This window comes from Pseudomonas sp. DE0157 (assembly GCF_007678615.1).
In the GTDB taxonomy this organism is placed as follows: Bacteria; Pseudomonadota; Gammaproteobacteria; order Pseudomonadales; family Pseudomonadaceae; genus Aquipseudomonas; species Aquipseudomonas parafulva_B.
This window is the reverse complement of the sequence record NZ_VEJN01000012.1, coordinates 1-26,343: the sequence shown is the minus strand read 5'-3', so window position 1 is coordinate 26,343 and position 26,343 is coordinate 1. Positions and strand designations below refer to the sequence as shown.

At 57.9% G+C, this 26,343-nt stretch carries 36 protein-coding genes and 1 pseudogene; 1 reads left to right on the top strand and 36 read right to left on the bottom strand.

What is annotated here, in order from left to right; translation table 11 throughout:
- Positions 1–3 precede the first annotated feature (3 nt).
- The 5 genes from FS777_RS15410 to FS777_RS15390 all read right to left on the bottom strand — a co-directional run bounded on the left by FS777_RS15410 (position 4) and on the right by FS777_RS15390 (position 6,881).
- Positions 4–660 carry a formate dehydrogenase subunit gamma gene (locus FS777_RS15410; protein ID WP_058638684.1) on the bottom strand — a complete coding sequence of 219 codons (657 nt, stop codon included), beginning with the start codon at positions 658–660 and terminating at the stop codon, positions 4–6.
- The gene (gene fdxH / locus FS777_RS15405; protein WP_145256253.1) at positions 657–1,607 is read right to left on the bottom strand and encodes a formate dehydrogenase subunit beta; all 951 of its coding nucleotides are present in this window, start codon (positions 1,605–1,607) and stop codon (positions 657–659) included. The genes FS777_RS15410 and fdxH overlap by 4 nt, the downstream gene beginning before the upstream one ends.
- Positions 1,607–4,675, bottom strand: coding sequence for a formate dehydrogenase-N subunit alpha (fdnG, locus tag FS777_RS15400; RefSeq protein ID WP_144965381.1), 3,069 nt, complete (start codon positions 4,673–4,675; stop codon positions 1,607–1,609). Before fdnG ends, fdxH begins: the two co-directional genes overlap by 1 nt.
- Positions 4,676–4,928: 253 nt before the next feature.
- The gene (locus FS777_RS15395) at positions 4,929–5,477 is read right to left on the bottom strand and encodes a single-stranded DNA-binding protein (RefSeq protein WP_058638686.1); all 549 of its coding nucleotides are present in this window, start codon (positions 5,475–5,477) and stop codon (positions 4,929–4,931) included.
- 9 nt (positions 5,478–5,486) lie between these two features.
- Positions 5,487–6,881, bottom strand: a complete 1,395-nt coding sequence (locus tag FS777_RS15390; RefSeq protein ID WP_058603951.1) for an MFS transporter — start codon at positions 6,879–6,881, stop codon at positions 5,487–5,489.
- Between the two features lie 129 nt (positions 6,882–7,010).
- Here FS777_RS15390 and uvrA point away from each other — a divergent pair, with 129 nt between their 5' ends.
- A complete protein-coding gene (uvrA, locus tag FS777_RS15385; protein WP_078479199.1) occupies positions 7,011–9,845 on the top strand; it encodes an excinuclease ABC subunit UvrA in 2,835 nt (944 codons plus the stop codon).
- Between the two features lie 95 nt (positions 9,846–9,940).
- Here the strand turns inward: uvrA and bfr are convergent, their stop codons facing one another.
- The 31 genes and pseudogenes from bfr to FS777_RS15230 all read right to left on the bottom strand — a co-directional run.
- A complete protein-coding gene (gene bfr / locus FS777_RS15380; protein ID WP_023534970.1) occupies positions 9,941–10,405 on the bottom strand; it encodes a bacterioferritin in 465 nt (154 codons plus the stop codon).
- Positions 10,406–10,568: 163 nt separating this feature from the next.
- Positions 10,569–12,008, bottom strand: a complete 1,440-nt coding sequence (locus tag FS777_RS15375) for a catalase (RefSeq protein ID WP_145256250.1) — start codon at positions 12,006–12,008, stop codon at positions 10,569–10,571.
- A 171-nt stretch (positions 12,009–12,179) separates the two neighbouring features.
- Entirely contained in the window at positions 12,180–12,566 is a 387-nt protein-coding gene (gene rplQ / locus FS777_RS15370) for a 50S ribosomal protein L17 (protein ID WP_003255451.1), read from the bottom strand.
- A gap of 42 nt (positions 12,567–12,608) precedes the next feature.
- On the bottom strand, positions 12,609–13,610 hold the full coding sequence (rpoA, locus tag FS777_RS15365) for a DNA-directed RNA polymerase subunit alpha (protein WP_003255452.1): 1,002 nt from the start codon (positions 13,608–13,610) through the stop codon (positions 12,609–12,611).
- A gap of 22 nt (positions 13,611–13,632) precedes the next feature.
- Complete coding sequence (gene rpsD, locus FS777_RS15360; RefSeq protein WP_003257114.1) at positions 13,633–14,253, bottom strand: 30S ribosomal protein S4; 621 nt, start codon at positions 14,251–14,253, stop codon at positions 13,633–13,635.
- Between the two features lie 15 nt (positions 14,254–14,268).
- Positions 14,269–14,658 (bottom strand): 30S ribosomal protein S11, encoded by a 390-nt coding sequence (gene rpsK / locus FS777_RS15355; protein WP_003255454.1) that lies wholly within the window; start codon positions 14,656–14,658, stop codon positions 14,269–14,271.
- Between the two features lie 18 nt (positions 14,659–14,676).
- Positions 14,677–15,033, bottom strand: a complete 357-nt coding sequence (gene rpsM / locus FS777_RS15350; RefSeq protein WP_009681976.1) for a 30S ribosomal protein S13 — start codon at positions 15,031–15,033, stop codon at positions 14,677–14,679.
- A gap of 131 nt (positions 15,034–15,164) precedes the next feature.
- Positions 15,165–15,281: a 50S ribosomal protein L36 gene (gene rpmJ / locus FS777_RS15345; RefSeq protein WP_002555468.1), complete on the bottom strand. Its 117-nt coding sequence runs from the start codon at positions 15,279–15,281 to the stop codon at positions 15,165–15,167.
- A gap of 28 nt (positions 15,282–15,309) precedes the next feature.
- The gene (secY, locus tag FS777_RS15340) at positions 15,310–16,641 is read right to left on the bottom strand and encodes a preprotein translocase subunit SecY (protein ID WP_003257108.1); all 1,332 of its coding nucleotides are present in this window, start codon (positions 16,639–16,641) and stop codon (positions 15,310–15,312) included.
- The gene (gene rplO, locus FS777_RS15335; RefSeq protein WP_023535012.1) at positions 16,642–17,076 is read right to left on the bottom strand and encodes a 50S ribosomal protein L15; all 435 of its coding nucleotides are present in this window, start codon (positions 17,074–17,076) and stop codon (positions 16,642–16,644) included. It lies immediately after the preceding gene.
- 3 nt (positions 17,077–17,079) lie between these two features.
- Positions 17,080–17,256 carry a 50S ribosomal protein L30 gene (gene rpmD / locus FS777_RS15330; RefSeq protein ID WP_023535007.1) on the bottom strand — a complete coding sequence of 59 codons (177 nt, stop codon included), beginning with the start codon at positions 17,254–17,256 and terminating at the stop codon, positions 17,080–17,082.
- A 2-nt stretch (positions 17,257–17,258) separates the two neighbouring features.
- On the bottom strand, positions 17,259–17,759 hold the full coding sequence (gene rpsE, locus FS777_RS15325) for a 30S ribosomal protein S5 (RefSeq protein ID WP_003255465.1): 501 nt from the start codon (positions 17,757–17,759) through the stop codon (positions 17,259–17,261).
- Between the two features lie 3 nt (positions 17,760–17,762).
- The gene (gene rplR, locus FS777_RS15320) at positions 17,763–18,113 is read right to left on the bottom strand and encodes a 50S ribosomal protein L18 (protein ID WP_008089801.1); all 351 of its coding nucleotides are present in this window, start codon (positions 18,111–18,113) and stop codon (positions 17,763–17,765) included.
- A 10-nt stretch (positions 18,114–18,123) separates the two neighbouring features.
- Complete coding sequence (rplF, locus tag FS777_RS15315) at positions 18,124–18,657, bottom strand: 50S ribosomal protein L6 (protein ID WP_009681972.1); 534 nt, start codon at positions 18,655–18,657, stop codon at positions 18,124–18,126.
- 12 nt (positions 18,658–18,669) lie between these two features.
- Positions 18,670–19,062, bottom strand: coding sequence for a 30S ribosomal protein S8 (gene rpsH, locus FS777_RS15310; RefSeq protein WP_008089805.1), 393 nt, complete (start codon positions 19,060–19,062; stop codon positions 18,670–18,672).
- Between the two features lie 209 nt (positions 19,063–19,271).
- A complete protein-coding gene (rpsN, locus tag FS777_RS15305) occupies positions 19,272–19,577 on the bottom strand; it encodes a 30S ribosomal protein S14 (protein ID WP_023534988.1) in 306 nt (101 codons plus the stop codon).
- Positions 19,578–19,590: 13 nt separating this feature from the next.
- Positions 19,591–20,130 carry a 50S ribosomal protein L5 gene (gene rplE / locus FS777_RS15300; RefSeq protein ID WP_023535025.1) on the bottom strand — a complete coding sequence of 180 codons (540 nt, stop codon included), beginning with the start codon at positions 20,128–20,130 and terminating at the stop codon, positions 19,591–19,593.
- Positions 20,131–20,150: 20 nt separating this feature from the next.
- Positions 20,151–20,465, bottom strand: coding sequence for a 50S ribosomal protein L24 (gene rplX, locus FS777_RS15295; protein ID WP_003255476.1), 315 nt, complete (start codon positions 20,463–20,465; stop codon positions 20,151–20,153).
- Between the two features lie 11 nt (positions 20,466–20,476).
- On the bottom strand, positions 20,477–20,845 hold the full coding sequence (gene rplN, locus FS777_RS15290; RefSeq protein WP_002555479.1) for a 50S ribosomal protein L14: 369 nt from the start codon (positions 20,843–20,845) through the stop codon (positions 20,477–20,479).
- A gap of 23 nt (positions 20,846–20,868) precedes the next feature.
- Positions 20,869–21,135 carry a 30S ribosomal protein S17 gene (gene rpsQ, locus FS777_RS15285; RefSeq protein WP_023534981.1) on the bottom strand — a complete coding sequence of 89 codons (267 nt, stop codon included), beginning with the start codon at positions 21,133–21,135 and terminating at the stop codon, positions 20,869–20,871.
- 2 nt (positions 21,136–21,137) lie between these two features.
- Positions 21,138–21,329, bottom strand: a complete 192-nt coding sequence (gene rpmC / locus FS777_RS15280) for a 50S ribosomal protein L29 (RefSeq protein WP_002555481.1) — start codon at positions 21,327–21,329, stop codon at positions 21,138–21,140.
- Positions 21,329–21,742, bottom strand: coding sequence for a 50S ribosomal protein L16 (gene rplP / locus FS777_RS15275; protein ID WP_003255479.1), 414 nt, complete (start codon positions 21,740–21,742; stop codon positions 21,329–21,331). The genes rpmC and rplP overlap by 1 nt, the downstream gene beginning before the upstream one ends.
- A 12-nt stretch (positions 21,743–21,754) precedes the next feature.
- A complete protein-coding gene (rpsC, locus tag FS777_RS15270; protein ID WP_003255481.1) occupies positions 21,755–22,441 on the bottom strand; it encodes a 30S ribosomal protein S3 in 687 nt (228 codons plus the stop codon).
- 13 nt (positions 22,442–22,454) lie between these two features.
- Complete coding sequence (gene rplV, locus FS777_RS15265; protein ID WP_003103908.1) at positions 22,455–22,787, bottom strand: 50S ribosomal protein L22; 333 nt, start codon at positions 22,785–22,787, stop codon at positions 22,455–22,457.
- 11 nt (positions 22,788–22,798) lie between these two features.
- On the bottom strand, positions 22,799–23,074 hold the full coding sequence (rpsS, locus tag FS777_RS15260; RefSeq protein WP_003255482.1) for a 30S ribosomal protein S19: 276 nt from the start codon (positions 23,072–23,074) through the stop codon (positions 22,799–22,801).
- Positions 23,075–23,090: 16 nt separating this feature from the next.
- Positions 23,091–23,915 (bottom strand): 50S ribosomal protein L2, encoded by an 825-nt coding sequence (gene rplB / locus FS777_RS15255; RefSeq protein ID WP_027915105.1) that lies wholly within the window; start codon positions 23,913–23,915, stop codon positions 23,091–23,093.
- 14 nt (positions 23,916–23,929) lie between these two features.
- Positions 23,930–24,229: a 50S ribosomal protein L23 gene (gene rplW / locus FS777_RS15250; RefSeq protein WP_003255484.1), complete on the bottom strand. Its 300-nt coding sequence runs from the start codon at positions 24,227–24,229 to the stop codon at positions 23,930–23,932.
- Positions 24,226–24,828: a 50S ribosomal protein L4 gene (gene rplD / locus FS777_RS15245; protein WP_003255485.1), complete on the bottom strand. Its 603-nt coding sequence runs from the start codon at positions 24,826–24,828 to the stop codon at positions 24,226–24,228. The genes rplW and rplD overlap by 4 nt, the downstream gene beginning before the upstream one ends.
- Positions 24,829–24,840: 12 nt before the next feature.
- A complete protein-coding gene (gene rplC, locus FS777_RS15240; RefSeq protein ID WP_003257089.1) occupies positions 24,841–25,476 on the bottom strand; it encodes a 50S ribosomal protein L3 in 636 nt (211 codons plus the stop codon).
- Between the two features lie 80 nt (positions 25,477–25,556).
- Positions 25,557–25,868: a 30S ribosomal protein S10 gene (rpsJ, locus tag FS777_RS15235; RefSeq protein WP_003186070.1), complete on the bottom strand. Its 312-nt coding sequence runs from the start codon at positions 25,866–25,868 to the stop codon at positions 25,557–25,559.
- Between the two features lie 142 nt (positions 25,869–26,010).
- Positions 26,011–26,343, bottom strand: a pseudogene (locus tag FS777_RS15230) (elongation factor Tu); the annotation flags it as partial.

Here is a 26,343-nt window from a genome sequence, read left to right as displayed (position 1 = left end):
CGTTCATCCTTCTTTTCGTCGGTGCTCGGTTGGCGTTTTGTCACCGGTCACGTCGCGATACCACAGTTCATGATGCTTGCGCGCCCAAGCCCGGCTGACCCAGCCATGCAGCATGGCGCCTACCGACCCCTTGATCCAGATACCGGCATAGATGTGCACGATGATGCTGAGCACCAGCACGAACGCTGCGAAGGCATGCAGCAAGGTGGCCAGGCGTATGGCGCCGATGTCGAAGAAGTGACTGAAGTAAGCGCGCCAGATCACCACCCCACTGACCATCAGGACCAGCATGCACACCAGCAGCGTCCAGAACAGCAGCTTCTGCCCGGCATTGTACTTGCCGATGGCAGGCACCCCTTCCTCCTGGTTGCGCATGACTCGATCGATTCTTCGCAACCACAGGCGGTCGTTGGCGGTAATGAAGTTGGCACGCCAGAAACGCACCACCAGGCCCAGGAAGAACACGAACATCGCCACACCCAGGAAAGGGTGCAGGATGCGCGTCCATGGCCCGCCGCCGAACAGATTGCTCAGCCAGAACAAGGCGGGGTGAAACAGCGCCAGCCCCGACAGGCCCGCCAGAAAGAACAGGATCGCCACTATCCAGTGGTTGCTGCGCTCGTTGGCGTTGTAACGCAGGATAGGCTTGTTGTCGTTCATGGCCGCTGCTCCCCTTGCCCATCGGGCCTGTTCGGGTCGAACACATGCACTGCCGGGTCTACCTGGTGCACGCTGGTGTCGGACGCTGCAGGTTGCTCGTCCTCCTCGACACGCTGCGGCCCGACCCGTACATAGTGGAAGAAGCCGGCCACCACCGCGGCCCCCATGGCCAGCAAGGCCAGAGGCTTGGTGAAGCCCTTCCACAGTCCCACCAGCGGGCTGATCACCGGCTGGTCCGGCAGCCCGGCATACAGCTTGGGTGTATCGGCATGGTGCAGTACGTACATCACATGGGTCCCCCCTACGCCATCAGGGTCGTACAGCCCAGCGTTCTCGTAGCCTCGGGACTTGAGGTCGACGATGCGTTCATCGGCATGCACCTTCATCTCGTCCTTGCTGCCGAAGACGATGGCGCCGGTCGGGCAGGTTTTCACGCAGGCTGGCTCCAGTCCTACGCTGACGCGGTCGGAACACAGGGTGCACTTGTAGGCCTTGTGGTCCTTTTGCGAAATGCGCGGGATATTGAACGGGCACCCGGTGATGCAGTAGCCGCAGCCTATGCAATGGTCCTGGTTGAAGTCGACGATGCCGTTGGCGTGCTTGATGATTGCACCGGGGCTTGGGCACGCCTTCAGGCAACCGGGGTCTGCGCAGTGCATGCAGCCATCCTTGCGGATGAGCCACTCCAGGTTGCCGTCGTCGCGCTCATGCTCGGTAAAGCGCATCAATGTCCAGGTTTCGGCGCTCAGGTCCTGAGGGTTGTCGTAGGTCCCGTGGTTGTGGCCTACCTCGTCGCGCAACTCGTTCCATTCCGAACACGCCACCTGGCAGGCCTTGCAGCCGATGCACTTGGTGGTGTCGATCAGCTTGGCAACCTGCTCCTGCTCGCGTACCGAAGGCGGCACGGTGGTGGTGGCCGACCGGGCGATGATGTCTTGGCTGGCCATCAGAGTTTCTCCACTTTGACGAGGAACGACTTGGACTCCGGTGTCTGGGTATTGCCATCGCCCAGGAACGGTACCAGGGTGTTGGTCAGGTACCCGTGCCGCGTGGACCCGGTAAAGCCCCAGTGCAGCGGGATGCCGATCTGATGCACCGTCTGGTTGTTGACCTGCAGCGGACGTATCCGCTTGGTCACCACCGCAACGGCATCGATATGCCCGCGCTTGCTCGACACACGCACCCTATCGCCCGCCTTGATGCCTTTTTCATTGGCCAGTACTTCACCAATCTCGACGAACTGCTCAGGCTGGGCAATGGCGTTGAGCCGGCAATGCTTGCTCCAGAAGTGGAAATGCTCGGTCAGGCGGTAGGTGGTGGCCGCGTATGGGAATTCATCATGTGTACCCAAGGTGTCCCACACTGAATCGAAGATGCGCCCTGCCGGGTTGCTGACCACCTTCTTGTTGTTCGGGTGCAGGGGGTTGATGCCAATCGGTGTTTCGAAAGGCTCATAGTGCTCGGGGAACGGCCCTTCGGCCATCTTGTCGATGGCGAAGAAACGCGCCACACCCTCGGGGTTCATGATGAACGGGTTCATGCCCGCTTCCGGCGGCGAATCGACCTTGAAATCAGGCACGTCGGTCCCGCCCCATGCCTTGCCGTTCCACCAGACCAGACGCTTCTTCTCCGGATCCCAGGGCTTGCCTTGCGGGTCGCTGGAGGCACGGTTATAGAGAATGCGTCGGTTGGCCGGCCACGCCCATGCCCAGTTCTGCACCTGATGCATGCCATAGGGGTCGCTGTTGTCGCGGCGCGCCATCTGGTTGCCCTGCTCGGTCCAGCAGCCGGCGAAGATCCAGCAACCAGAAGCCGTGCTGCCGTCGTCCTTGAGCTGGCCGAAGCCCGACAGTTGCTGACCGGACTTGACGGTCGCACCGGTCGGGTCGGTGAAGTCCGTCACGGCCCAGCCGTTCATCTCCTTCGCCAGTTCCTCAGGCGACGGCTCTTCGGCGATCTTGTACGGCCAGTGGATGTTCAGCAGTGGATCGGGGTAGGCCCCCCCTTCCTTCTGGTACCGCTGCCGCAAGCGCAGGAACAGCTCGCTCATGATCTGCACGTCAGTGCGGGTTTCACCCGGGCCGTCGGCGCCTTTCCAGTGCCATTGCAGCCAGCGGCTACTGTTGACCAGCGAGCCATCCTCTTCAGCGAAGCAGGTGGTGGGCAGGCGGATCACCTCGGTCTGAATACCGGCCGTGTCCACATCGTTGAACGGCCCCACGTTGCGCCAGAACTCGGATGTCTCGGTGGCCAACGGGTCCATGACCACCAGCCACTTGAGCTTGGCCAGTGCCGCGGTCACGCGGTTCTTGTCAGGGAGGGCGGCAATCGGGTTGAAACCCTGGCACATGTAGCCGTTGACCTTGCCTTGGCTCATCATTTCGAACATGCGCAGCACGTCGTAGGCAGGCACGTCGAGCTTGGGCAGCCAATCGTAGCCCCAGTTGTTCTCGGCGGTGGCGTTGGGGCCGTACCAGGCTTTCATGAGGCTGACGTGGAACTTGCCGTAGTTCTGCCAGTAGGACAGCTGCCCCGGGCGCAGCGGCTTGGATGCACGCTTGTCGATGAACGCGGCGTAGTCCTGCTCGGCGTCGCCGGCAAGCGTCAAGTAACCCGGCAGCGAGTTGGATAGCAACCCCAGGTCAGTCAAGCCCTGAATGTTGGAGTGACCACGCAAGGCATTCACGCCCCCGCCTGGCATGCCGACGTTGCCCAGCAACAGCTGCACCATCGCCGCGCTACGGATGATCTGCGCGCCGATCGAATGCTGCGTCCACCCCAGCGCATACAGGATCGTCATGGTCTTGCCCGGCGCCGAGCATGTCGCGATTTCTTCCCACACCTTCATCATGGCGTCCTGCGGCATGCCACAGGTCATGCTCGCCAATTCCGGGGTGTAGCGGCTGTAGTGCTGCTTCATCAGCTGGAATACACAGCGTGGGTGCTGCAGTGTCGGGTCTACCTTGGCAAAACCGTCCTCGCCCAGCTCGTAACCCCAGCCAGACTTGTCGGCATAGATGCGCTTGCTCTCGTCATAGCCGCTGAACAGGCCATCCTCGAAGCCATAGGTGTCCTTGACGATGAAGGATACGTCAGTGTAGTTGCGCACATACTCGTGCTGGATCTTGTCATTGCTCAGCAGGTAATTGATCAACCCACCCATGAACGCGATGTCGGTGCCGGTACGGATAGGCGCGTAGTAATCGGCCACCGAAGCGGTACGGGTAAACCTTGGGTCGACCACGATCAGCCGCGCCTTGTTGTGCGCTTTGGCCTCGGTCACCCATTTGAAGCCGCACGGGTGCGCTTCTGCTGCGTTGCCACCCATCACCAGGACCAGATTCGCATTAGCGATATCGGACCAGTGGTTGGTCATGGCGCCACGGCCGTACGTCGGGGCAAGACTTGCCACCGTCGGGCCATGTCAGACACGTGCTTGGTTATCGAACCCCAGCATGCCTGTTGCGCGAACGACCTTGTGAGTCAGGTAGCCGGCCTCGCTGGAGGCGGCGGAAGCGGCAAGAAAACCGGTGGTGAGCCAGCGGTTGACCGTCTGCCCCTGGGCGTTTTTCTCAATGAAGTTCGCGTCGCGGTCTTCCTTCATCAAGGTGGCCACGCGATCGAGCGCTTCGTCCCAGCTGACGCGTACCCACTCGTTGCTACCCGGCTTGCGTACTTCTGGGTACTTGAGGCGGCTGGGGCTATGGATGAAGTCGAGCAGACCCGCGCCTTTGGGGCAAAGGGTGCCGCGGTTCACCGGATGGTCGGCGTCACCTTCGATGTGGATGATGTTCTGCTTGACGTTCTTGCCCGCATCGCCCTGGCTGTACAGGATCAAGCCGCAGCCGACCGAGCAGTAGGGGCAGGTGTTACGGGTTTCCTTGGTATGCGCCAGCTTGAAGTGGCGCACTTGCTCGGCGAACGCAGGCGTAGGGGCCATGCCCAGCGCCGCAAGGCTCGAGCCTCCAAGGCCGACGGCGGCGACCTTGAAGAATTGCCGACGGTTGAGATCCATCGTGCACTCCTGATCAGATTTGGGCGCACGGAACATGGCCGGCGCCTCTTGGTAGTCACGGTGACGGCGGTTTGAGGACCGCCAACAGGTAAGACTAGCAAGGAATCGAAAAGGTGCGATGACGTGGATCAATCGGGTGTGATTGAAAATTTTGTAAGACGGGTCTGATGCACTTGTAGAATCAGTAAATGCAAGCCAAAAAAAACCCAGGGGTATGAAACCTGGGTTTCGGTGGGAAACGCTTAACGTTCGATCAGAACGGAATATCGTCGTCAAAGCTGTCGAAGTCAGCCGCCGGTTGTGGCGCTGGCTGCTGCGGCGCCGGGCGCTGTTGCTGCTGCGGGCGCGGAGCCTGCTGACGGGCCGGCTGCTGGTTGTACTGCTGCTGACCACCACCTTGGTTGTAGTTGTTACCGCCACCCTGGTTATACGGATCGCCGCCGCCTTGCTGGTTCTGCGGACGGCCGCCCAGCAGCTGCATGGTGCCGTTGATGTCAACGATGATTTCAGTGGTGTAGCGCTTGATGCCGTCTTTTTCCCACTCACGGGTCTGCAGCTTGCCTTCGATGTAGCACTGCGAACCTTTGCGCAGGTACTCGCCGGCAATCTCGGCAACCTTGCCGAACAGCGACACACGGTGCCATTCAGTACGCTCGACCTTCTGGCCCGACTGTTTGTCGGTCCATTGCTCGCTGGTTGCCAGGCTCAGGTTGGTCACGGCATTACCGTTGGGCAGGTAGCGGACTTCGGGATCCTGGCCACAAGTACCGACCAGAATGACTTTGTTAACCCCACGGGCCATAACGTTCTCCTAGGCTTCGCACGCCGCTGAGGCCGGATTGATCAGGCGCTCCAGGGTCGTGCGGTCCAAAATTTTCGTATCCAGTTTGATATAGACAGCTGACTCTTCCGAGACCACAACAGCGTCGGTCACGCCGGGCACGGCCATCAACCGTGCAGCCAGGCCAGCATCCTTGGTAGCCTCCGGCGACAAGGGCATGCGCAAGCTGGTCACATACGGTGGCTCGTTCATGCTCAAGGCAACGGCCAACCAGATGGCGCACAGTATCGCGCAACCAAGGAACACGGTGTTCAGCCCACCATGCTGGAACAGCCAGCCACCCAGGATGCCCCCTAGCGCAGCACCGAGAAACTGGCTGGTGGAGTACACCCCCATCGCCGTTCCCTTACCACCTGCTGGCGACACCTTGCTGACCAGCGAAGGCAACGAAGCCTCCAGCAGGTTGAATGCGGTGAAGAATACCACGGTGCCGATCACCAGTCCGCGCAAACCGTCAGCCCACTGCCAGAAGAATAGCTCGACCAGCAGCAATACGCTGACGGCCCCGGCCAGCACGCGTTTCATCTTGCGCTTTTTTTCGCCGTAGATGATGAACGGTACCATTGCAAAAAATGAGACGAACAGCGCGGTCAGGTAGACCCACCAATGTTGTTCCTTGGGCAGTCCGCCACGTTCGACGAAGGCCAGGGGCAGCGCCACGAAGCTGGCCATGAGAATGGCATGCAGGATGAAGATGCTCACATCCAGCCGTAGAAGGTCCGGATGACGCAGGGTCGGGCCAATGGCCTGACGGGCAACACCCGATTCGCGATGCTGCAAAATGTTGTGCGTGGCAGGTACTACGAAGGCAATCAACGCGATGCCAACCAAGGCCAAGCCGGCCGTTGCAAGGAACAATCCTGACAAGCCAAAGGCACTTGTCAGCAAAGGCCCGACGACCATTGCCACTGCGAAGGAAAGGCCAATGCTCATCCCGATCATGGCCATCGCCTTGGTGCGGTGCTGTTCCCGGGTCAGATCCGAAAGCAGCGCCATCACCGCTGCCGAAATGGCGCCCGCCCCTTGCAGGATGCGCCCCGCGATAACCCCCCAGATGGAATCGGCCTGGGCTGCCAGGACGCTACCCAGCGCGAACACGATCAAGCCCAGGTAAATGACGGGCCGGCGGCCGATGCGGTCGGAAATCATCCCAAAGGGAATCTGCAACACGGCCTGGGTGAGGCCGTAGGCGCCGATGGCCAGGCCAATCAGCGCGGGCGTGGCGCCGGCCAGGTCCATGCCGTAGGTGGCCAGGACCGGCAAGACCATGAACATGCCCAGCATACGAAAAGCGAAGACCAGAGCCAGACCGCCGGCGGCGCGGGTTTCATTGCCGCTCATGCGCTCGTTGTGGGTGTCGTGCATGGATTAATCTCGTGTGAACCGGCGGCGATTCTATCAGTCCGACAGCTTGACGGCATCTACGCGACGCTTTGCCGCGTACTGGCAGGGCGCCGTATAATTTTTCGTTTATGCCCGCCGAGCGAGGCCGCAGTGGACAAGATCCTGATACGTGGGGCACGTACCCACAACCTGAAGAACATCGACCTGACCCTGCCCCGGGACAAGCTCATCGTCATTACCGGCCTGTCGGGCTCGGGCAAGTCATCCCTGGCCTTCGATACGCTTTACGCCGAGGGCCAGCGTCGTTATGTGGAATCGCTGTCGGCGTATGCCCGCCAGTTCCTGTCGATGATGGAAAAGCCTGATGTCGACACCATCGAAGGGCTGTCACCGGCGATTTCCATCGAACAGAAATCCACCTCGCACAACCCCCGCTCCACCGTTGGTACCATCACCGAGATCTACGACTACTTGCGCCTGCTGTACGCCAGGGTCGGGACACCCCGCTGCCCAGACCATGACATACCGCTGGAGGCGCAAACGGTCAGCCAGATGGTCGACCTGGTGCTGGAGCGCCCGGAAGGTAGCAAGTTGATGCTGCTGGCTCCGGTCATCCGTGAGCGCAAGGGTGAGCACCTGGCGGTGTTCGACGAGCTGCGCGCCCAGGGCTTCGTGCGCGCCCGCGTCAACGGCAAGCTCTACGAACTGGACGAGTTGCCCAAGCTGGACAAGCAGAAAAAGCACAGCATCGATGTGGTAGTCGATCGTTTCAAAGTGCGTGCTGATCTTCAGCAGCGATTGGCCGAATCGTTCGAAACCGCGTTGAAGCTGGCAGACGGTATCGCGCTGATCGCGCCCATGGACGACGAGAAAGGCGAAGAGACCATTTTTTCGGCCCGCTTTGCCTGCCCTATCTGTGGTCATGCAATCAGCGAACTGGAACCCAAGCTGTTCTCGTTCAACAACCCGGCCGGTGCCTGCCCGACTTGTGATGGCCTGGGCGTTAAGCAGTATTTCGACACCAAACGCCTGGTCAACGCGCAACTCACCCTGGCCGAAGGCGCCATTCGCGGGTGGGATCGCCGTAACGTCTACTACTTCCAGATGCTAGGGTCGCTGGCTGCGCATTACGGCTTCAGCCTGGACGAAGCATTCGGCGAGCTCGCGCCGGAGCATCAGAAGGTGATCCTGCAAGGCAGCGGCAAGCACAGCGTGGATTTCAAGTACCTGAACGACCGGGGTGACATCGTCAAGCGCTCGCACCCGTTCGAAGGGATCATCCCCAACCTGGAACGTCGCTATCGCGAAACCGAGTCCAATACCGTACGCGAGGAACTGGCCAAGTACCTAGGCACCCAACCGTGCCCGGACTGCCGCGGCACGCGGCTGCGGCGCGAGGCGCGTCACGTGTGGGTTGGCGAGAAGACGCTTCCGGCAGTCGCCAACATGCCAATTGGTGACGCCAGTGGCTACTTCAGCGCGCTTACATTGTCCGGTCGCCGAGGCGAGATCGCGGCCAAGATTCTCAAGGAGATCTGCGAGCGGCTGCAGTTCCTGGTGAACGTGGGCCTGGATTACCTCACGCTGGACCGCAGCGCAGAAACCCTGTCCGGTGGTGAAGCCCAGCGGATTCGCCTCGCCAGCCAGATCGGCGCGGGTCTGGTGGGGGTGATGTACATCTTGGACGAGCCGTCCATCGGCCTTCATCAGCGCGACAACGATCGTCTGCTTGCCACCCTCAATCACCTTCGCGATCTGGGCAATACGGTCATCGTCGTCGAGCATGACGAGGACGCAATCCGCCTGGCGGACTACGTCGTGGACATTGGGCCAGGGGCTGGCGTGCATGGTGGCAAGATCGTCGCTGAGGGCACGCCTCAGGAAGTCATGGACCACCCGGACTCGGTAACCGGCCAGTACCTGTCCGGCCGTAGAAAGATCGTGGTCCCTGCCAAGCGCACCCCGCGCGACAAGAAGCTGCAGCTCAAGCTTAAGGGCGCACGCGGCAACAACCTGCAGAACGTTGACCTAGAGATCCCCATCGGGTTGCTAACCTGCGTGACCGGCGTCTCAGGCTCCGGCAAGTCCACGCTCATCAACAACACCCTGTTCCCCCTTGCGGCCACGGCCCTGAATGGCGCAAGCAGCCTGGAAGCGGCGCCGCATGCCAGCATGGATGGGTTGCAGCACCTGGACAAGGTGGTGGATATCGACCAGAGCCCCATTGGCCGCACTCCCCGCTCCAACCCCGCCACCTACACCGGGATCTTCACGCCGATCCGCGAGCTGTTCTCCGGGGTGCCTGAATCTCGTTCACGCGGGTATGGCCCGGGCCGGTTCTCGTTCAACGTGAAAGGCGGACGTTGCGAGGCGTGCCAGGGCGACGGCCTGATCAAGGTGGAAATGCATTTCCTCCCGGACATCTACGTGCCGTGCGATGTGTGCAAGAGCAAGCGCTACAACCGCGAAACCCTGGAGATCAAGTACAAGGGCAAGAACATTCACGAGGTGCTGGAAATGACCATCGAGGATGCGCGTGAGTTCTTCGATGCGGTGCCTGCCTTGGCACGCAAGCTCCAGACCCTGATGGACGTGGGCCTTTCCTACATCAAGCTCGGTCAATCGGCGACCACGCTGTCTGGGGGCGAAGCACAGCGTGTGAAGCTGTCACGCGAGCTGTCCAAGCGCGATACTGGGAAGACCTTGTATATCCTGGACGAGCCTACTACGGGCCTGCACTTCGCCGATATCCAGCAGCTGCTGGACGTTTTGCACCGGCTTCGTGACCACGGCAACACCGTGGTGGTCATCGAGCACAACTTGGACGTTATCAAGACTGCCGATTGGCTGGTGGACCTTGGACCGGAAGGCGGTTCAAAGGGTGGGCAGATCATCGCGTGTGGCACGCCCGAGGAACTGAGCAAGATGAAACAATCCTACACCGGGCATTACCTCAAGCCTCTGTTGGAGCGAGACCGGGCGTGATGAACGCGAAGGGGCGCCTCGGCGCCCCTTTTTCATCGGCTTGTAGCCCTTGTGCTAGGGCCGACACACGACTCAAGCACACAGCAATCAAGGCATTACATTTGTGATTGCAGATAATTCTGCAGACCGATCGCCTTGATCAAGCCTTGCTGCTTCTCAAGCCAATAGGTGTGATCCTCTTCGGTATCGGCCAGTTGCGCGCGCAGAATGTCACGGCTCACATAATCCTTGTGCAGTTCGCACAATTCGATCCCCTTGCAAAGCGCCGCTCGCACTTTGTATTCCAGCTTTAAATCAGCTTCGATCATTTCAGGCACGGTGGTGCCGACTTCGAGGTCATCGGCCCGCATGTCTGGGGTGCCCTCGAGCATGAGAATGCGGCGCATCAAGGCGTCAGCATGCTGAGCCTCTTCCTCCATCTCATGGTTGATGCGCTCGTAGAGCTTGGTAAGGCCCCAGTCTTCGTACATGCGCGAGTGAATGAAGTACTGGTCACGTGCGGCCAGTTCGCCCTTCAACAGCATGACGAGGTAATTGATGACGTCTGGGTGGCCTTGCATCGCCGGGGTTCTCCATATGGAAGCGTGTATGCCGCATAGTGTGAACCACGTTGTGCGCCTGGTCACTGAAAAACGCGCGACTCGATGCAAAAAATCGGGCAAACGGTAGTGATATTCATTGAAAAACCGCCCAAATGAGGGCGGTTATTCTTATCACTTCGACTTAGGCGATATTGATTCCAAGCGCCCTAGCGACACCTGCCCCGTAAGCGGGATCGGCTTTGAAGAAGTACTGCAATTGACGCTGGATCACATCGTCGGTCACGCCGGCCATTGCCCCGGCGATGTTGCTGACCAGCAGCTCCTGCTGCGCCTGGCTCATCAACCGGAACAGGGCGCCCGCGTGGCTGAAGTAATCAGTGTCCTCGCGATGATCATACCGATCGGCCAAACCGCTAAGCGCAAGCCCGGGCTCTGCATGACGCGGCGATTGCTTGGGAGCATCGGCGTAGCTGTTGGGCTCATAATTGGGTGCCCCTCCGTAGGCACCCATCGCCATCGAACCATCACGCTGGTAGCTATTGACCGCACAGCGGGGCGCGTTCACCGGCAATTGCTGATGGTTGGTGCCTACCCGATAGCGGTGGGCATCGGCATAAGCAAATACCCGGCCTTGCAGCATGCGATCAGGTGACAGCCCCACTCCAGGGACCATATTGCTTGGCCCGAAGGCAGCCTGCTCAACTTCAGCGAAGTAGTTCAGCGGGTTGCGGTTGAGCTCCAGTACGCCTACTTCAATCAGCGGATAATCTTTCTGCGACCAGGTCTTGGTCACATCGAACGGATTCTCGGGGCGGTTCGCAGCCTCAGCTTCACTCATGACCTGGATGCATACAGTCCAGCGTGGGTGGTCGCCACGCTCGATTGCCTCGTACAGGTCGCGCTGGGCGTAGTCCGGATCGGTACCGGCCAAACGCGCAGCTTCAGCGGGCGCCAGATTCTTGATGCCCTGCTGAGTCTTGAAGTGCCATTTGACCCATGTACGCTGACCGTCGGCGCTGATCAAGCTGTAGGTGTGGCTACCGAAGCCGTGCATATGCCGATAGCCGTCAGGAATGCCGCGGTCCGAAAACAAGATCGTGACCTGGTGCAGCGCTTCCGGCGAATGAGACCAGAAGTCCCACATCATTTGGGCACTCTTCAGGTTGGTCTGAGGGTGGCGTTTTTGCGTGTGAATGAAGTCTGGAAACTTCAGTGGATCACGGATGAAGAACACCGGTGTGTTGTTGCCGACGATGTCCCAGTTGCCTTCTTCGGTATAGAACTTGACCGCAAAACCTCGTGGGTCACGCTCTGTATCGGCCGAGCCGCGCTCCCCACCTACAGTGGAAAATCGCAGAAACGTTTCGGTCTGCTTGCCCACCTGGTCGAACAATTTCGCACGGGTGAGGTGGGTGATGTCGCGCGTCACCGTGAACGTGCCGTAGGCACCAGAGCCTTTGGCATGCACACGTCGTTCGGGGATATTTTCGCGGTTGAAATGCGCGAGCTTCTCGATCAGGTGGAAGTCGTCGAGCAGCAGGGGGCCGCGTGGGCCTGCGGTACGGGAATTCTGGTTATCCGCAACAGGGGCACCGCTGGCGGTAGTAAGCTTTTTGCTCATGAGCTTTCCTCGATCAGTCTCAAATGCCTGTATGTCGGCTTGGGAGAATTATCAGCAGGATCGCAATCAACGACAAATTCATTGAATCACTGACTGTAATAGAGATTTTTAATGGCCTGAAACACAAAAAACCGGGCACTAGGCCCGGTTCTTTGTAGCAGACAAAACGTCTTACTCGGCAGCTTCTACAGCACCACCGACTGGACGATCAACCAGCTCGACGTACGCCATTGGCGCATTGTCGCCAGCGCGGAAACCGCACTTCAGGATGCGCAGGTAGCCGCCCTGACGGGTGGCGTAGCGCTTGCCCAGATCGTTGAACAGTTTACCAACAGCGGACTTCGAACGGGTACGGTCGAAGGCCAGACGACGGTTGGCAACGCTGTCTTCCTTGGCCAGGGTGATCAGCGGCTCGGCAACGCGACGCAGTTCCTTGGCTTTCGGCAGGGTGGTTTTGATCAGCTCGTGCTCGATCAACGACACTGCCATGTTCTGGAACATAGCCTTGCGGTGAGAGCTGGTACGGCTCAGGTGACGTCCACTTTTACGATGACGCATGATTCATTCCTTACCAAACACTACGTTCGGTGATTACGACGATCAGGCGGTCGCCTTGTCGTCTTTCTTAAGACTTGCAGGCGGCCAGTTGTCGAGGCGCATGCCGAGAGACAGACCACGAGAGGCCAGGACGTCCTTGATTTCAGTCAGGGACTTCTTGCCGAGGTTAGGAGTCTTCAACAGCTCCACTTCGGTACGCTGAATCAGGTCGCCGATGTAGTAGATGTTCTCCGCCTTCAGGCAGTTGGCCGAACGTACAGTCAGTTCCAGGTCGTCAACCGGACGTAGCAGGATCGGATCGATCTCGTCTTCCTGCTCGACTACGACAGGCTCACTGTCACCTTTGAGGTCGACGAACGCGGCCAGCTGCTGTTGCAGGATGGTCGCGGCGCGGCGGATAGCCTCTTCAGGATCCAGGGTGCCGTTGGTTTCCAGATCAATGACCAGCTTGTCCAAGTTGGTACGCTGTTCAACACGTGCGTTTTCGACCACATAGGCGATACGACGCACAGGGCTGAACGAAGCGTCCAACTGCAGACGGCCAATGCTACGGCTTTCGTCTTCGTCGGTCTGACGGGAGTCGGCCGGCTCGTAACCGCGACCACGAGCTACAGTGAGCTTCATGTTCAGGGCGCCATTCGACGCCAGGTTCGCGATTACGTGATCGGGGTTGACGATCTCGACATCGTGATCCAGCTGAATATCGGCAGCGGTAACCACCCCCGAACCCTTTTTCGACAAGGTCAGCGTAACTTCGTCACGACCATGCAGTTTGATAGCCAGGCCTTTCAGGTTCAACAGGATTTCAATGACATCTTCCTGTACACCTTCGATCGCGGAGTACTCGTGGAGTACGCCATCGATCTCGGCCTCGACTACTGCACAGCCAGGCATGGAGGACAACAGGATGCGGCGCAGCGCGTTGCCCAGGGTATGGCCGAAGCCACGCTCGAGAGGCTCGAGCGTGATCTTGGCGCGGGTCGGACTGACTACCTGCACATCAATGTGGCGGGGAGTCAGGAACTCATTTACCGAAATCTGCATGGATGCACCTATTTTCTAGCCCTTACTTGGAGTAGAGCTCGACAATCAGGTTTTCGTTGATGTCGGCAGACAGGTCGCTGCGAGCAGGAACGTTCTTGAAAACGCCCGACTTTTTGGCAGCATCCACATCAACCCACTCAACGCGGCCACGCTGGGCACACAGTTCAAGGGCTTGAACAATGCGCAGCTGGTTCAGCGACTTCTCACGAACCGCGACCACGTCACCCGGACGAACTTGGTAGGATGGAATGTTTACAGTCTTACCGTTGACGCTGATCGCTTTGTGCGAAACCAGCTGACGGGACTCGGAACGAGTCGAGCCGAAGCCCATACGGTAAACGACGTTATCCAGACGGCACTCGAGCAGTTGAAGCAGGTTTTCACCGGTTGCGCCTTTTTTCGAGGCAGCAGCTTGGTAGTAACCGCGGAACTGACGCTCCAGAACACCGTAGATACGACGGACTTTTTGTTTCTCGCGCAGCTGGGTACCGTAGTCGGACTGACGGCCACGGCGCTGGCCGTGGATACCTGGGGCTGCTTCGATGTTGCACTTCGATTCCAGAGCGCGAACGCCGCTCTTCAGGAACAGATCGGTGCCTTCACGACGAGACAGTTTGCATTTTGGACCAATGTAACGTGCCATTTATCTGTCTCCTGATTACACGCGACGCTTCTTCGGCGGACGGCACCCGTTATGCGGGATTGGCGTCACGTCGGTGATGCTGGCGATCTTGTAGCCGCAGCTGTTCAATGCACGAACGGCGGACTCACGACCTGGACCTGGACCCTTGACGTTTACGTCGAGGTTCTTCAGACCATATTCCAGCGCAGCTTGACCAGCACGCTCAGCAGCGATCTGAGCTGCGAACGGGGTGGATTTGCGCGAACCACGGAAACCCGAACCACCGGAGGTCGCCCAGGACAAAGCATTGCCCTGACGGTCGGTGATGGTCACGATGGTGTTGTTAAAAGAAGCGTGGATGTGGGCGATGCCATCAACCACTGTCTTTTTGACTTTTTTACGAGGACGAGCAGCAGGTTTTGCCATGTCTATATTCCTGGGCGATTACTTGCGGATCGGCTTACGCGGGCCCTTACGGGTGCGTGCGTTGGTCTTGGTGCGCTGACCGCGAACCGGCAGACCTTTACGATGACGCAGGCCGCGGTAGCAACCCAGGTCCATCAAGCGCTTGATCTTCATGTTTACGTCACGGCGCAGGTCACCTTCAGTGGTGAACTTCGCGACTTCGCCACGCAGGGTTTCGATTTGCTCGTCGCTCAGATCCTTGATCTTAGCGGCTGGATTTACACCAGCATCCACACAGATTTTCTGTGCAGTAGTGCGACCGACACCATAGATGTAGGTCAGCGAGATAACAGTATGCTTGTTATCTGGAATGTTGACGCCTGCAATACGGGCCATTCAGTGGGACTCCAATTGACAGCTACCTACGCCCCGGAAGCCAAGAAATAGGGCGCGAGATAATATCGCTGTAGAAACAAATAATCAACCCAGCAGCACACTAGCTGCTGGGTTTGAAGCGCGAATCACACTCAGCCTTGGCGCTGTTTGTGACGCGGTTCCGCGCTGCAGATCACTCGTACGACGCCTTCGCGACGGATGATCTTGCAGTTGCGGCACAGCTTTTTCACCGATGCACGAACTTTCATTACCGACTCCTCGAACCTTAGGGGCGTATCAGCGCAGCAAACCGCTGCCACCGTAGCCTTTCAGGTTGGCTTTCTTCATCAGGGATTCGTACTGGTGCGAAACGAGGTGCGATTGTACTTGGGACATGAAGTCCATCACAACCACTACCACAATCAGCAACGAGGTCCCGCCAAGGTAGAACGGCACATTTGCTGCCACCACCAGGAACTGGGGCAGAAGGCAGACGGCCATCATGTAAAGAGCACCGAACATGGTCAGACGAGTCAGGACGCCATCAATGTAGCGCGCCGACTGCTCACCAGGACGGATACCCGGAATAAAGGCACCGGACTTCTTCAGGTTTTCCGCTACGTCTTTCGGATTGAACATCAACGCTGTGTAGAAGAAGCAGAAGAAAATGATCCCTGCACTAAACAGCAGAATGTTCAACGGCTGACCAGGAGCGATCGACTGCGAGATGTCCTGCAGCCAGCCCATACCTTCGGACTGACCGAACCAGGCACCCAGCGAAGCCGGGAACAGCAAGATGCTGCTCGCGAAAATGGCCGGGATTACCCCTGCCATGTTCACCTTCAGCGGCAAGTGGCTGGTTTGCGCAGCGAAGACCTTGCGGCCCTGCTGACGCTTGGCGTAATGAACGGCGATACGCCGCTGACCACGTTCAATAAACACCACAAAACCGATGATCGCTACTGCAAGCAAACCGATAGCGACCAGGGCGAAAATGTTGATATCACCCGTACGCGCAGACTCGAAAGACTGCCCGATTGCTCTCGGAAGACCGGCAACGATACCTGCGAAGATCAACATCGAGATACCGTTGCCCACACCGCGCTCGGTGATCTGCTCACCCAGCCACATCATGAACATCGCGCCTGCCACGAAAGTGGAGACGGCAACGACATGGAAGCCGAGGCCTACAGAAAACGCCACGCCCTGGTTGGCCAGGCCAATGGACATGCCAATGGCTTGAACCAGCGCCAGGATAACGGTGCCGTAGCGGGTGTACTGGCTGATCTTGCGACGGCCAGCTTCACCTTCCTTCTTCAACTGCTCCAGTTGCGGGCTGACCGCAGTCATCAGCTGCATGATGATCGATGCCGAAATGTACGGCATGATCCCCAATGCAAAGATGCTCATGCGCTCGAGCGCGCCACCGGAAAACATGTTGAACAAGCTAAGAATGGTCCCCTCATTCTGCCGAAACAGATCCGCCAGACGGTCCGGATTGATGCCGGGAACCGGGATATGTGCACCTATCCGATAGACGATGATCGCCATGAACAGAAAGCGCAGACGAGCCCAGAGTTCCGACATCCCGCCCTTACCGAGCGAAGAGAGAGCACCTTGCTTAGCCATTTATTCCTCGAACTTGCCGCCAGCTGCTTCGATAGCCGCACGCGCACCCTTGGTGGCTGCGATACCCTTGATGGTGACTGCGCGAGTGACTTCGCCAGACAGCATGATTTTCACACGCTGTACGTTCTGGCCGATCACGTTGGCATCCTTCAGGGATTGCACGGAGATCACGTCGCCGTCCACTTTGGCCAACTCGGACAGACGCACTTCTGCGCGGTCCATGGCTTTCAGGGAAACGAAGCCGAACTTCGGCAGACGACGGTGCAGCGGCTGTTGACCGCCTTCGAAGCCCGGAGCGATGGTGCCACCGGAACGGGAGGTCTGACCTTTGTGACCGCGGCCACCAGTCTTACCCAAACCGCTACCGATACCACGGCCCGGACGATGCTTCTCGCGACGGGAACCCGGCGCTGGACTCAGATCATTGAGTTTCATCGATTAACCCTCGACCTTCAGCATGTAGTAAGCCTTGTTGATCATCCCGCGGTTCTCGGGAGTATCCTGGACTTCTACAGTGTGACCGATGCGACGCAGACCCAGGCCTTTAACGCACAGAATGTGGTTAGGCAGACGGCCGGCGGTGCTCTTGATCAGCGTTACTTTAACGGTTGCCATGATCAGAAGATCTCCTCGACGCTCTTGCCGCGCTTGGCAGCAATGGATTCAGGAGATTGCATGGCTTTCAGACCCTTGAAGGTGGCGTAAACCACGTTCACTGGGTTGGTCGAACCGTAGCACTTGGCCAGAACGTTCTGAACGCCAGCAACTTCCAGGACAGCACGCATTGCGCCACCGGCGATGATACCGGTACCTTCCGAGGCAGGCTGCATGTAAACCTTCGAGGCGCCGTGGGCAGCCTTGGTGGCGTACTGCAGGGTGGTGCCCTTCAGGTCAACCTGAATCATGTTGCGGCGAGCAGCTTCCATGGCTTTCTGAATCGCGGCAGGTACTTCGCGCGACTTGCCACGGCCAAAGCCAACACGACCCTTGCCATCACCCACCACGGTCAGCGCGGTGAAGGTGAAGATACGGCCGCCTTTTACGGTTTTGGCAACGCGGTTAACTTGAACCAGCTTCTCGATGTAGCCTTCGTCGCGCTTTTGATCGTTATTTGCCATAACTTAGAACTCCAGCCCGCCTTCACGAGCAGCATCAGCCAGCGCTTTGACGCGGCCATGGTACTTGAAGCCGGAACGGTCAAAGGCAACTTGAGATACACCGGCGGCTTTCGCGCGCTCAGCTACCAGCTTGCCAACCTTAGTGGCCGCGTCGATGTTGCCAGTGGCGCCATCACGCAGGTCTTTGTCCAAGGTCGAGGCGCTTGCCAGAACCTTGCTGCCGTCGGCCGAAATGACCTGGGCGTAGATGTGCTGCGAGGAGCGGAACACGCACAGGCGCACGACTTCGAGTTCGTGCATCTTGAGACGTGCTTTGCGAGCGCGACGCAGTCGAGTAACTTTTTTGTCGGTCATTTGCTAGGCCCTACTTCTTCTTGGCTTCTTTACGACGGACTACTTCGTCCGCGTAACGCACACCTTTGCCTTTGTAAGGCTCTGGCGGACGGAAATCGCGGATTTCAGCGGCCACCTGACCCACCAGCTGCTTATCGATACCCTTGATCAGGATGTCGGTCTGGCTTGGGGTTTCTGCGGTGATACCGGCTGGCAGTTCGTAGTCCACTGGATGCGAGAAGCCCAGAGCCAGGTTCAGGACGGTGCCTTTTGCCTGTGCCTTGTAACCAACACCGACCAGCTGGAGCTTGCGCTCGAAGCCTTGGCTTACGCCTTGGACCATGTTGTTCACCAGAGCGCGGGTAGTACCGGCCATGGCGCGAGCTTGCTGATCACCGTTGCGAGCGACGAAGCGCAGTTCGCCGGACTCTTCGGTAACTTCAACAGACGAGTGAACGTTCAGTTCGAGAGTGCCCTTGGCACCCTTCACCGAAAGCTGCTGGCCGGCGAATTTTACTTCGACGCCTGCTGGCAGCTTAACGGGGTTCTTAGCGACGCGAGACATGCCTATCTCCCCTTAGAACACTGTGCACAGAACTTCGCCGCCGACACCGGCAGCGCGCGCAGCGCGGTCAGTCATCACACCTTTGTTGGTGGAGACGATAGACACGCCCAGGCCGCCACGTACTTTCGGCAGATCTGTGACGGACTTGTACTGGCGCAGGCCTGGACGGCTGGAGCGCTTCAGTTCCTCGATGACCGGACGGCCTTCGAAGTACTTCAGTTCGATCGACAGGGAAGGCTTGGCCTCACCAGTTACCTGGTAACCAGCGATGTAACCTTCATCTTTCAGAACTTTGGCAACCGCGACCTTCAGGGTGGAGGAAGGCATGCTTACGACGGACTTTTCAGCCATCTGGGCATTACGGATGCGAGTTAGCATGTCCGCTAACGGGTCCTGCATACTCATGGGCTAGATGCTCCTGATACAAGAATTATTAGCCTTGCGGCTATCACAACCACCTAAACAGGCAGAGCACGAAGCCCAGGCTCAGGTGAGCCGGTCATTCTAGACACAAGCCAGAAACGAAACAAGCCCCATGTAGGGGCTTGTTCGAGGGAAGAGTCACCGGCGGTCGGAAGATTAACCGCCTACGCCGATGACTCAACCTGCAGCGATTACCAGGAGGCCTTGACCAGACCTGGTACGTCGCCACGCATTGCCGCTTGGCGCAGCATGTTACGGCCCAGGCCGAACTTACGGTATACACCGTGAGGACGACCGGTCAGGCGGCAACGGTTGCGCAGGCGAGCAGCGCTAGCATCGCGCGGCTGCTTCTGCAGAGCGACAACGGCAGCGAAACGCTCTTCAGGAGAGGCGTTCAGATTGACGATGGTCGCTTTCAGCTCAGCGCGCTTTTTAGCGTACTTAGCTACCGTTTGCTGACGCTTCAGCTCACGGTTTTTCATGCTCTTCTTGGCCATTTTCCTACTCCAATCAGTTGCGGAACGGGAACTTGAAAGCACGCAGCAGAGCGCGGCCTTCGTCGTCCGAACGAGCAGTGGTGGTCAGGGTAATGTCCAAACCGCGCAGAGCATCGATCTTGTCGTAGTCGATTTCCGGGAAGATGATCTGCTCTTTCACGCCCATGCTGTAGTTGCCACGACCGTCGAAGGACTTGGCATTCAGGCCGCGGAAGTCGCGAACCCGAGGCAGGGAGATCGCCAGCAGGCGGTCCAGGAATTCGTACATCTTGTCGCTACGCAGGGTCACCTTGACGCCGATCGGCCAGCCTTCACGGACTTTGAAGCCAGCGATGGATTTGCGAGCGAAAGTCACGACCGGCTTTTGACCGGTGATCTTTTCCAGGTCGGCAACAGCGTGCTCGATGACTTTCTTGTCGCCGATCGCTTCGCCCAGACCCATGTTCAGGGTGATTTTGGTAACGCGCGGAACTTCCATCACGTTCGACAGCTTAAGTTCATCCTTAAGCTTAGGAGCGATCTCGTTCCGGTAAATCTCTTTCAGTCGTGCCATGGTCTTCTACCTAGCAGTGTTCAAGCATCAACCGCTTTTTGGGTCGACTTGAAGACACGAATTTTCTTACCGTCTTCTACTTTGAAACCAACGCGGTCAGCCTTGTTGGTTTCACCGTTGAAGATGGCAACGTTGGAAGCGTGCAGAGGCGCTTCTTTTTCGACGATACCGCCCTGAACGCCCGCCATCGGGTTAGGCTTGGTATGACGCTTGACCAGGTTCACACCACCGATGACCAGACGGTCGTCAGCGAGAACCTTCAGCACCTTACCGCGCTTACCTTTGTCTTTGCCGGCGATCACGATGATCTCGTCGTCACGACGAATCTTTTGCATGTCGGATCTCCTTACAGCACTTCAGGGGCGAGCGAGACGATCTTCATGAACTTCTCAGTACGAAGTTCACGGGTCACTGGCCCGAAGATGCGAGTGCCGATCGGCTCTTGCTTGTTGTTCAGCAGAACAGCAGCGTTGCCGTCGAAACGAATGATGGAACCGTCAGCGCGACGAACACCGTGACGGGTGCGCACGACAACAGCAGTCATCACTTGGCCTTTTTTGACCTTACCGCGTGGAATCGCTTCCTTGACGGTAACTTTGATGATGTCACCGATGCCGGCGTAGCGGCGGTGAGAACCGCCGAGCACCTTGATGCACATGACGCGACGAGCGCCGCTGTTATCGGCCACATCGAGCATGGATTGAGTCTGAATCATAAAATTTCTCCGACCCCTAGCCCTTAGACTTCAACAGCGCGTTCGAGGACTTCAACCAGTGCCCAGGACTTGGTCTTGGCCAGCGGACGGGTTTCGGTAATGGAAACCTTGTCGCCGATCTTGCACTGATTGGTTTCGTCGTGCGCGTGCAGCTTAGTCGAACGCTTAACGTATTTACCGTAGATCGGGTGCTTTACGCGACGCTCGATCAGAACGGTGATGGTCTTGTCCATTTTGTCGCTGACGACACGGCCAGTCAGCGTACGGACGGTTTTTTCAGCTTCAGCCATGATCACTTACCTGCCTGCTGGTTGAGCACAGTCTTCACGCGAGCGATGTCACGCTTGACTTGCGAGAGCAGGTGCGACTGCCCCAACTGGCCAGTTGCTTTCTGCATACGCAGATTGAACTGGTCGCGCAGCAAGCCGAGCAGTTGCTCGTTCAGTTGCTGTGCGGATTTTTCACGAAGTTCATTCGCTTTCATCACATCACCGTCCGCTTAACAAAGGAGGTGGCGAGAGGCAGCTTCGCAGCGGCCAGAGCGAAAGCTTCGCGCGCCAGCTCTTCAGAAACACCCTCGATCTCGTACAGGACTTTGCCTGGCTGGATCTGGGCAACCCAGTACTCAACGGAACCCTTACCTTTACCCATACGAACCTCGAGAGGTTTCTTGGAGATCGGCTTGTCCGGGAATACACGGATCCAGATCTTGCCGCCACGTTTTACGTGACGGGTCAGCGCACGACGTGCGGACTCGATCTGGCGAGCGGTGAGGCGACCGCGAGCAACAGCTTTCAGGGCGAACTCGCCGAAGCTGACTTTGCTACCGCGCAGTGCCAGACCACGGTTGTGGCCAGTCATCTGCTTGCGGAATTTTGTACGCTTAGGTTGCAACATTTGGCGTACCCCTTACTTAGCAGCTTTTTTACGAGGCGCTGGTGCTTGTGGTTTCAGTTCTTCTTGGCGACCACCAATAACTTCGCCTTTGAAAATCCAAACCTTCACACCGATCACACCGTAAGTGGTGTGAGCTTCGTAGGTGTTGTAGTCGATATCGGCACGCAGGGTGTGCAGAGGCACACGACCTTCGCGATACCACTCGGTACGAGCAATCTCAGCGCCGCCGAGACGACCGCTCACCTGGATCTTGATGCCCTTGGCACCAATACGCATGGCGTTCTGTACGGCGCGCTTCATGGCGCGACGGAACATAACGCGGCGTTCCAGCTGCTGAGCTACGCTTTGCGCAACCAGCATAGCGTCGAGTTCCGGCTTGCGGATCTCTTCGATGTTGATGTGCACAGGCACACCCATCTGCTTGGTCAGGTCCTGGCGCAGCTTCTCGACATCCTCACCTTTCTTCCCGATAACGATACCTGGACGAGCGGTGTGGATGGTGATGCGTGCAGTTTGAGCCGGACGATGAATATCGATACGGCTTACGGACGCGCTTTTTAGTTTGTCTTGGAGGTACTCACGCGTTTTCAGATCCTTCAACAGGTAATCTGCGTAAGTAGCACCGTCTGCGTACCAGACGGAGGTGTGCTCCTTGACGATTCCCAGGCGAATGCCAGTGGGATGTACTTTCTGACCCATCTGATCGACTCCGTTACTTGTCCGCAACCTTGACAGTGATATGGCAAGACCGCTTGACGATGCGATCAGCACGGCCTTTGGCACGTGGCATGATGCGCTTCAGCGAACGCCCTTCGTTGACGAAGACGGTAGAGACCTTCAGGTCATCAACGTCTGCGCCTTCGTTGTGTTCGGCGTTGGCTACGGCCGACTCGAGGACTTTCTTCATGATTTCAGCGGCTTTTTTGCTGCTGAAGGCCAACAGGTTGAGCGCTTCGCCCACCTTCTTCCCGCGGATCTGGTCGGCGACCAAGCGGGCTTTCTGGGCGGAGATTCGAGCGCCCGACAACTTAGCGGCTACTTCCATTTCCTTACCCCTTAACGCTTGGCTTTCTTGTCAGCCACGTGCCCGCGATAGGTGCGGGTACCGGCGAACTCGCCCAGTTTGTGGCCGACCATGTCTTCGTTCACGAGAACTGGGACATGCTGGCGACCGTTGTGAACCGCGATGGTCAGACCGACCATTTGTGGCAGGATCATCGAGCGACGCGACCAGGTTTTAACTGGTTTGCGATCGTTCTTCTCCACCGCCACTTCGACCTTCTTCAAGAGGTGAAGATCGATAAAAGGACCTTTTTTCAGAGAACGTGGCACTGTCGTATCCCTCTAGTTACTTGCGACGACGGACGATCATGTTGTCGGTACGCTTATTACCACGGGTTTTAGCACCCTTGGTTGGGAAGCCCCATGGCGATACCGGATGACGACCACCGGAGGTACGACCTTCACCACCACCATGCGGGTGGTCAACCGGGTTCATGGCAACACCACGAACGGTTGGGCGAACGCCGCGCCAGCGTTTGGCACCAGCTTTACCCAGCGAACGCAGGCTGTGCTCGGAGTTCGAGACTTCACCCAGGGTCGCACGGCACTCAGCCAGGACTTTACGCATTTCACCAGAGCGCAGACGCAGGGTCACGTAGACACCTTCGCGAGCGATCAGCTGAGCCGAAGCACCAGCGGAACGAGCGATCTGTGCACCTTTACCCGGCTTCAGTTCGATGCCGTGAATGGTGCTACCTACTGGAATGTTGCGCAGCTGCAGGGAGTTACCGGCCTTGATTGGGGCCAGGGCACCTGCGATCAGCTGGTCGCCAGCGCTCACGCCTTTAGGGGCGATAATGTAGCGACGCTCACCGTCTGCGTAGCACAGCAGGGCGATGTGAGCAGTACGGTTTGGATCGTATTCGATACGCTCGACAGTGGCTGGGATGCCATCTTTGTCGTTGCGACGGAAGTCGACCAGACGGTAATGCTGCTTATGACCACCACCTACATGACGCGTAGTGATGCGGCCATTGTTGTTACGACCACCAGACTTCGATTTTTTCTCGAGCAGCGGTGCGTGAGGAGCGCCTTTATGCAGCTCCTTGTTGACCACCTTGACCACGAAACGGCGGCCAGGGGAAGTCGGTTTGCATTTAACGATTGCCATGATGCACCCCTTCCTTACTCAGCACTGCTGCTGAAATCGAGATCTTGGCCTGGCTGAAGGGAGACGATCGCCTTCTTCCAGTCATTACGCTTGCCCAGACCACGTGCGGTACGCTTGGTTTTACCCAGAACGTTAACGGTCGACACGTTTTCAACTTTTACGTTGAACAGGCCTTCGACAGCTTTCTTGATTTCCAGCTTGGTTGCGTCAGTAGCAACCTTGAATACGAACTGGCCTTTTTTCTCAGCCAGAACGGTAGCCTTCTCGGAAACGTGCGGGCCAAGGAGGACTTTGAATACGCGTTCCTGGTTCATCCCAGCAGCTCCTCGAATTTCTTCACGGCCGAGACAGTGATCAACACTTTCTCGTATGCGATCAGACTGACCGGGTCGGAACCTTGTACGTCACGAACGTCGACGTGCGGCAGGTTACGAGCAGCCAGGTACAGGTTCTGATCAACAGCGTCGGAAACGATCAACACATCGCTCAGACCCATGCCGTTCAGCTTGTTCAGCAGATCTTTGGTTTTCGGCGCTTCAACAGCGAAGTCCTGAACCACGACCAGACGGTCGCTACGCACCAGCTCAGCGAGGATGGAGCGCAGAGCTGCGCGGTACATCTTCTTGTTGAGCTTCTGCGAGTGATCTTGAGGGCGAGCTGCGAAGGTTACACCACCGCCACGCCAGATCGGACCACGAGTGGTACCAGCACGAGCACGGCCAGTACCCTTCTGACGCCATGGGCGCTTACCGCCACCAGCCACGTCGGAACGGGTCTTTTGCTGCTTCGTGCCCTGACGGCCGCCGGCCATGTAGGCCACGACTGCTTGGTGTACCAGCGTCTCGTTGAATTCGCCACCGAAAGTCAGTTCGGAAACTTCGATCGCCTGAGCGTCATTTACATTAAGTTGCATGTCAGTTTCCCCTTAACCGCGAGCCTTGACAGCTGGACGTACAACCACGTCGCCGCCAGTAGCGCCTGGAACGGCACCCTTGACCAGCAGCAGGTTGCGCTCAGCGTCTACGCGAACAACTTCCAGGGACTGAACAGTCACGCGCTCGGCGCCCATGTGACCGGACATCTTCTTGCCCTTGAACACACGACCAGGAGTCTGGCACTGGCCGATGGAACCTGGGACACGGTGCGACACGGAGTTACCGTGGGTGTTGTCCTGGCCACGGAAGTTCCAGCGCTTGATGGTACCGGCGAAGCCTTTACCTTTGGACTGACCAGTAACGTCTACCAGCTGGCCTGCAGTGAAGAGTTCAGCTTTGATCAGATCGCCAGCCTGGAAATCGCCTTCTTCAAGACGGAACTCCCAAACACCGCGACCAGCGGCAACGTTGGCCTTGGCGAAGTGGCCTGCCTGAGCGGCAGTCACACGCGAAGCACGACGCTCGCCGACAGTGACTTGCACTGCACGGTAGCCATCGGTTTCTTCAGTTTTGAACTGGGTGACGCGATTCGGCTCGATCTCAATGACCGTGACCGGAATGGAGACACCTTCTTCGGTGAAAATGCGGGTCATACCGCACTTGCGACCGATTACACCAATAGTCATGTTGTAAACCTCATGAGTGTACGGGGCTTTCACCCGCTATGGCCGCCCATTTCAGAGCGTTACACGACCAGACCGAAGTCTTAGCCGAGGCTGATCTGTACTTCCACACCTGCCGCCAGATCAAGCTTCATCAGCGCATCAACGGTTTTATCCGTTGGCTGGACGATGTCCAGAACACGCTTATGAGTGCGAATCTCGTACTGATCACGCGCGTCTTTGTTGACGTGCGGGGAGACCAGAACGGTGAAACGCTCTTTGCGGGTAGGCAGTGGAATTGGACCACGCACTTGTGCACCAGTACGTTTCGCGGTTTCCACGATTTCCTGGGTGGATTGGTCGATCAGGCGATGGTCGAAAGCCTTCAACCTGATACGGATTTGCTGATTTTGCATTGGATTTCAGACTCCAGGCTGTTCCCAACGGGCGCACTACGCCCGCTAAAAGGAGGCGTGATTCTATAGACGCCCCCAATTAGTGTCAACCCAATAAAAAAAGCCCCCGCTGAGCGGGGGCCTTTTTCAATCGGTCGAGTGATTACTCGATGATTTTGGCTACGACGCCGGCGCCGACGGTACGACCGCCTTCACGGATAGCGAAGCGCAGACCGTCTTCCATTGCGATGGTCTTGATCAGGGTAACAGTCATCTGAATGTTGTCACCTGGCATTACCATTTCAACGCCTTCCGGCAGTTCGCAGTTACCGGTCACGTCAGTGGTACGGAAGTAGAACTGAGGACGGTAGCCTTTGAAGAACGGAGTGTGACGACCGCCTTCTTCTTTCGACAGAACGTAGACTTCTGCGGTGAACTTGGTGTGCGGCTTGACCGAACCTGGCTTGACCAGAACCTGGCCACGCTCAACGTCGTC

Bases quoted from the DNA above. Each gene is read 5' to 3' on its own strand.
- FS777_RS15410 (WP_058638684.1), bottom strand. From the start codon at position 660: ATGAACGACAACAAGCCTATCCTGCGTTACAACGCCAACGAGCGCAGC.
- fdxH (WP_145256253.1), bottom strand. From the start codon at position 1,607: ATGGCCAGCCAAGACATCATCGCCCGGTCGGCCACCACCACCGTGCCG.
- FS777_RS15395 (WP_058638686.1), bottom strand. From the start codon at position 5,477: ATGGCCCGTGGGGTTAACAAAGTCATTCTGGTCGGTACTTGTGGCCAG.
- FS777_RS15390 (WP_058603951.1), bottom strand. From the start codon at position 6,881: ATGCACGACACCCACAACGAGCGCATGAGCGGCAATGAAACCCGCGCC.
- bfr (WP_023534970.1), bottom strand. From the start codon at position 10,405: ATGCAAGGCCACCCAGACGTCATCAATTACCTCGTCATGCTGTTGAAG.
- FS777_RS15375 (WP_145256250.1), bottom strand. From the start codon at position 12,008: ATGAGCAAAAAGCTTACTACCGCCAGCGGTGCCCCTGTTGCGGATAAC.
- rplQ (WP_003255451.1), bottom strand. From the start codon at position 12,566: ATGCGTCATCGTAAAAGTGGACGTCACCTGAGCCGTACCAGCTCTCAC.
- rpoA (WP_003255452.1), bottom strand. From the start codon at position 13,610: ATGCAGATTTCGGTAAATGAGTTCCTGACTCCCCGCCACATTGATGTG.
- rpsD (WP_003257114.1), bottom strand. From the start codon at position 14,253: ATGGCACGTTACATTGGTCCAAAATGCAAACTGTCTCGTCGTGAAGGC.
- rpsK (WP_003255454.1), bottom strand. From the start codon at position 14,658: ATGGCAAAACCTGCTGCTCGTCCTCGTAAAAAAGTCAAAAAGACAGTG.
- rpsM (WP_009681976.1), bottom strand. From the start codon at position 15,033: ATGGCCCGTATTGCAGGCGTCAACATTCCAGATAACAAGCATACTGTT.
- rpmJ (WP_002555468.1), bottom strand. From the start codon at position 15,281: ATGAAAGTTCGTGCATCGGTGAAAAAGCTGTGCCGCAACTGCAAGATC.
- secY (WP_003257108.1), bottom strand. From the start codon at position 16,641: ATGGCTAAGCAAGGTGCTCTCTCTTCGCTCGGTAAGGGCGGGATGTCG.
- rplO (WP_023535012.1), bottom strand. From the start codon at position 17,076: ATGAAACTCAATGATCTGAGTCCAGCGCCGGGTTCCCGTCGCGAGAAG.
- rpmD (WP_023535007.1), bottom strand. From the start codon at position 17,256: ATGGCAACCGTTAAAGTAACGCTGATCAAGAGCACCGCCGGCCGTCTG.
- rpsE (WP_003255465.1), bottom strand. From the start codon at position 17,759: ATGGCAAATAACGATCAAAAGCGCGACGAAGGCTACATCGAGAAGCTG.
- rplR (WP_008089801.1), bottom strand. From the start codon at position 18,113: ATGACCGACAAAAAAGTTACTCGACTGCGTCGCGCTCGCAAAGCACGT.
- rplF (WP_009681972.1), bottom strand. From the start codon at position 18,657: ATGTCTCGCGTCGCTAAGAACCCCGTTAAGCTGCCAGCAGGCGTCGAA.
- rpsH (WP_008089805.1), bottom strand. From the start codon at position 19,062: ATGAGTATGCAGGACCCGTTAGCGGACATGCTAACTCGCATCCGTAAT.
- rpsN (WP_023534988.1), bottom strand. From the start codon at position 19,577: ATGGCCAAGAAGAGCATGAAAAACCGTGAGCTGAAGCGTCAGCAAACG.
- rplE (WP_023535025.1), bottom strand. From the start codon at position 20,130: ATGGCACGACTGAAAGAGATTTACCGGAACGAGATCGCTCCTAAGCTT.
- rplX (WP_003255476.1), bottom strand. From the start codon at position 20,465: ATGCAAAAGATTCGTCGTGACGACGAGATCATCGTGATCGCCGGCAAA.
- rplN (WP_002555479.1), bottom strand. From the start codon at position 20,845: ATGATTCAGACTCAATCCATGCTCGATGTGGCCGATAACAGCGGCGCT.
- rpsQ (WP_023534981.1), bottom strand. From the start codon at position 21,135: ATGGCTGAAGCTGAAAAAACCGTCCGTACGCTGACTGGCCGTGTCGTC.
- rpmC (WP_002555481.1), bottom strand. From the start codon at position 21,329: ATGAAAGCGAATGAACTTCGTGAAAAATCCGCACAGCAACTGAACGAG.
- rplP (WP_003255479.1), bottom strand. From the start codon at position 21,742: ATGTTGCAACCTAAGCGTACAAAATTCCGCAAGCAGATGACTGGCCAC.
- rpsC (WP_003255481.1), bottom strand. From the start codon at position 22,441: ATGGGTCAGAAAGTACATCCCACTGGCATTCGCCTGGGAATCGTCAAG.
- rplV (WP_003103908.1), bottom strand. From the start codon at position 22,787: ATGGAAGTAGCCGCTAAGTTGTCGGGCGCTCGAATCTCCGCCCAGAAA.
- rplB (WP_027915105.1), bottom strand. From the start codon at position 23,915: ATGGCAATCGTTAAATGCAAACCGACTTCCCCTGGCCGCCGTTTCGTG.
- rplW (WP_003255484.1), bottom strand. From the start codon at position 24,229: ATGAACCAGGAACGCGTATTCAAAGTCCTCCTTGGCCCGCACGTTTCC.
- rplD (WP_003255485.1), bottom strand. From the start codon at position 24,828: ATGCAACTTAATGTAAATGACGCTCAGGCGATCGAAGTTTCCGAACTG.
- rplC (WP_003257089.1), bottom strand. From the start codon at position 25,476: ATGACTATTGGTGTAATCGGTCGCAAGTGCGGTATGACCCGCATTTTC.
- rpsJ (WP_003186070.1), bottom strand. From the start codon at position 25,868: ATGCAAAATCAGCAAATCCGTATCAGGTTGAAGGCTTTCGACCATCGC.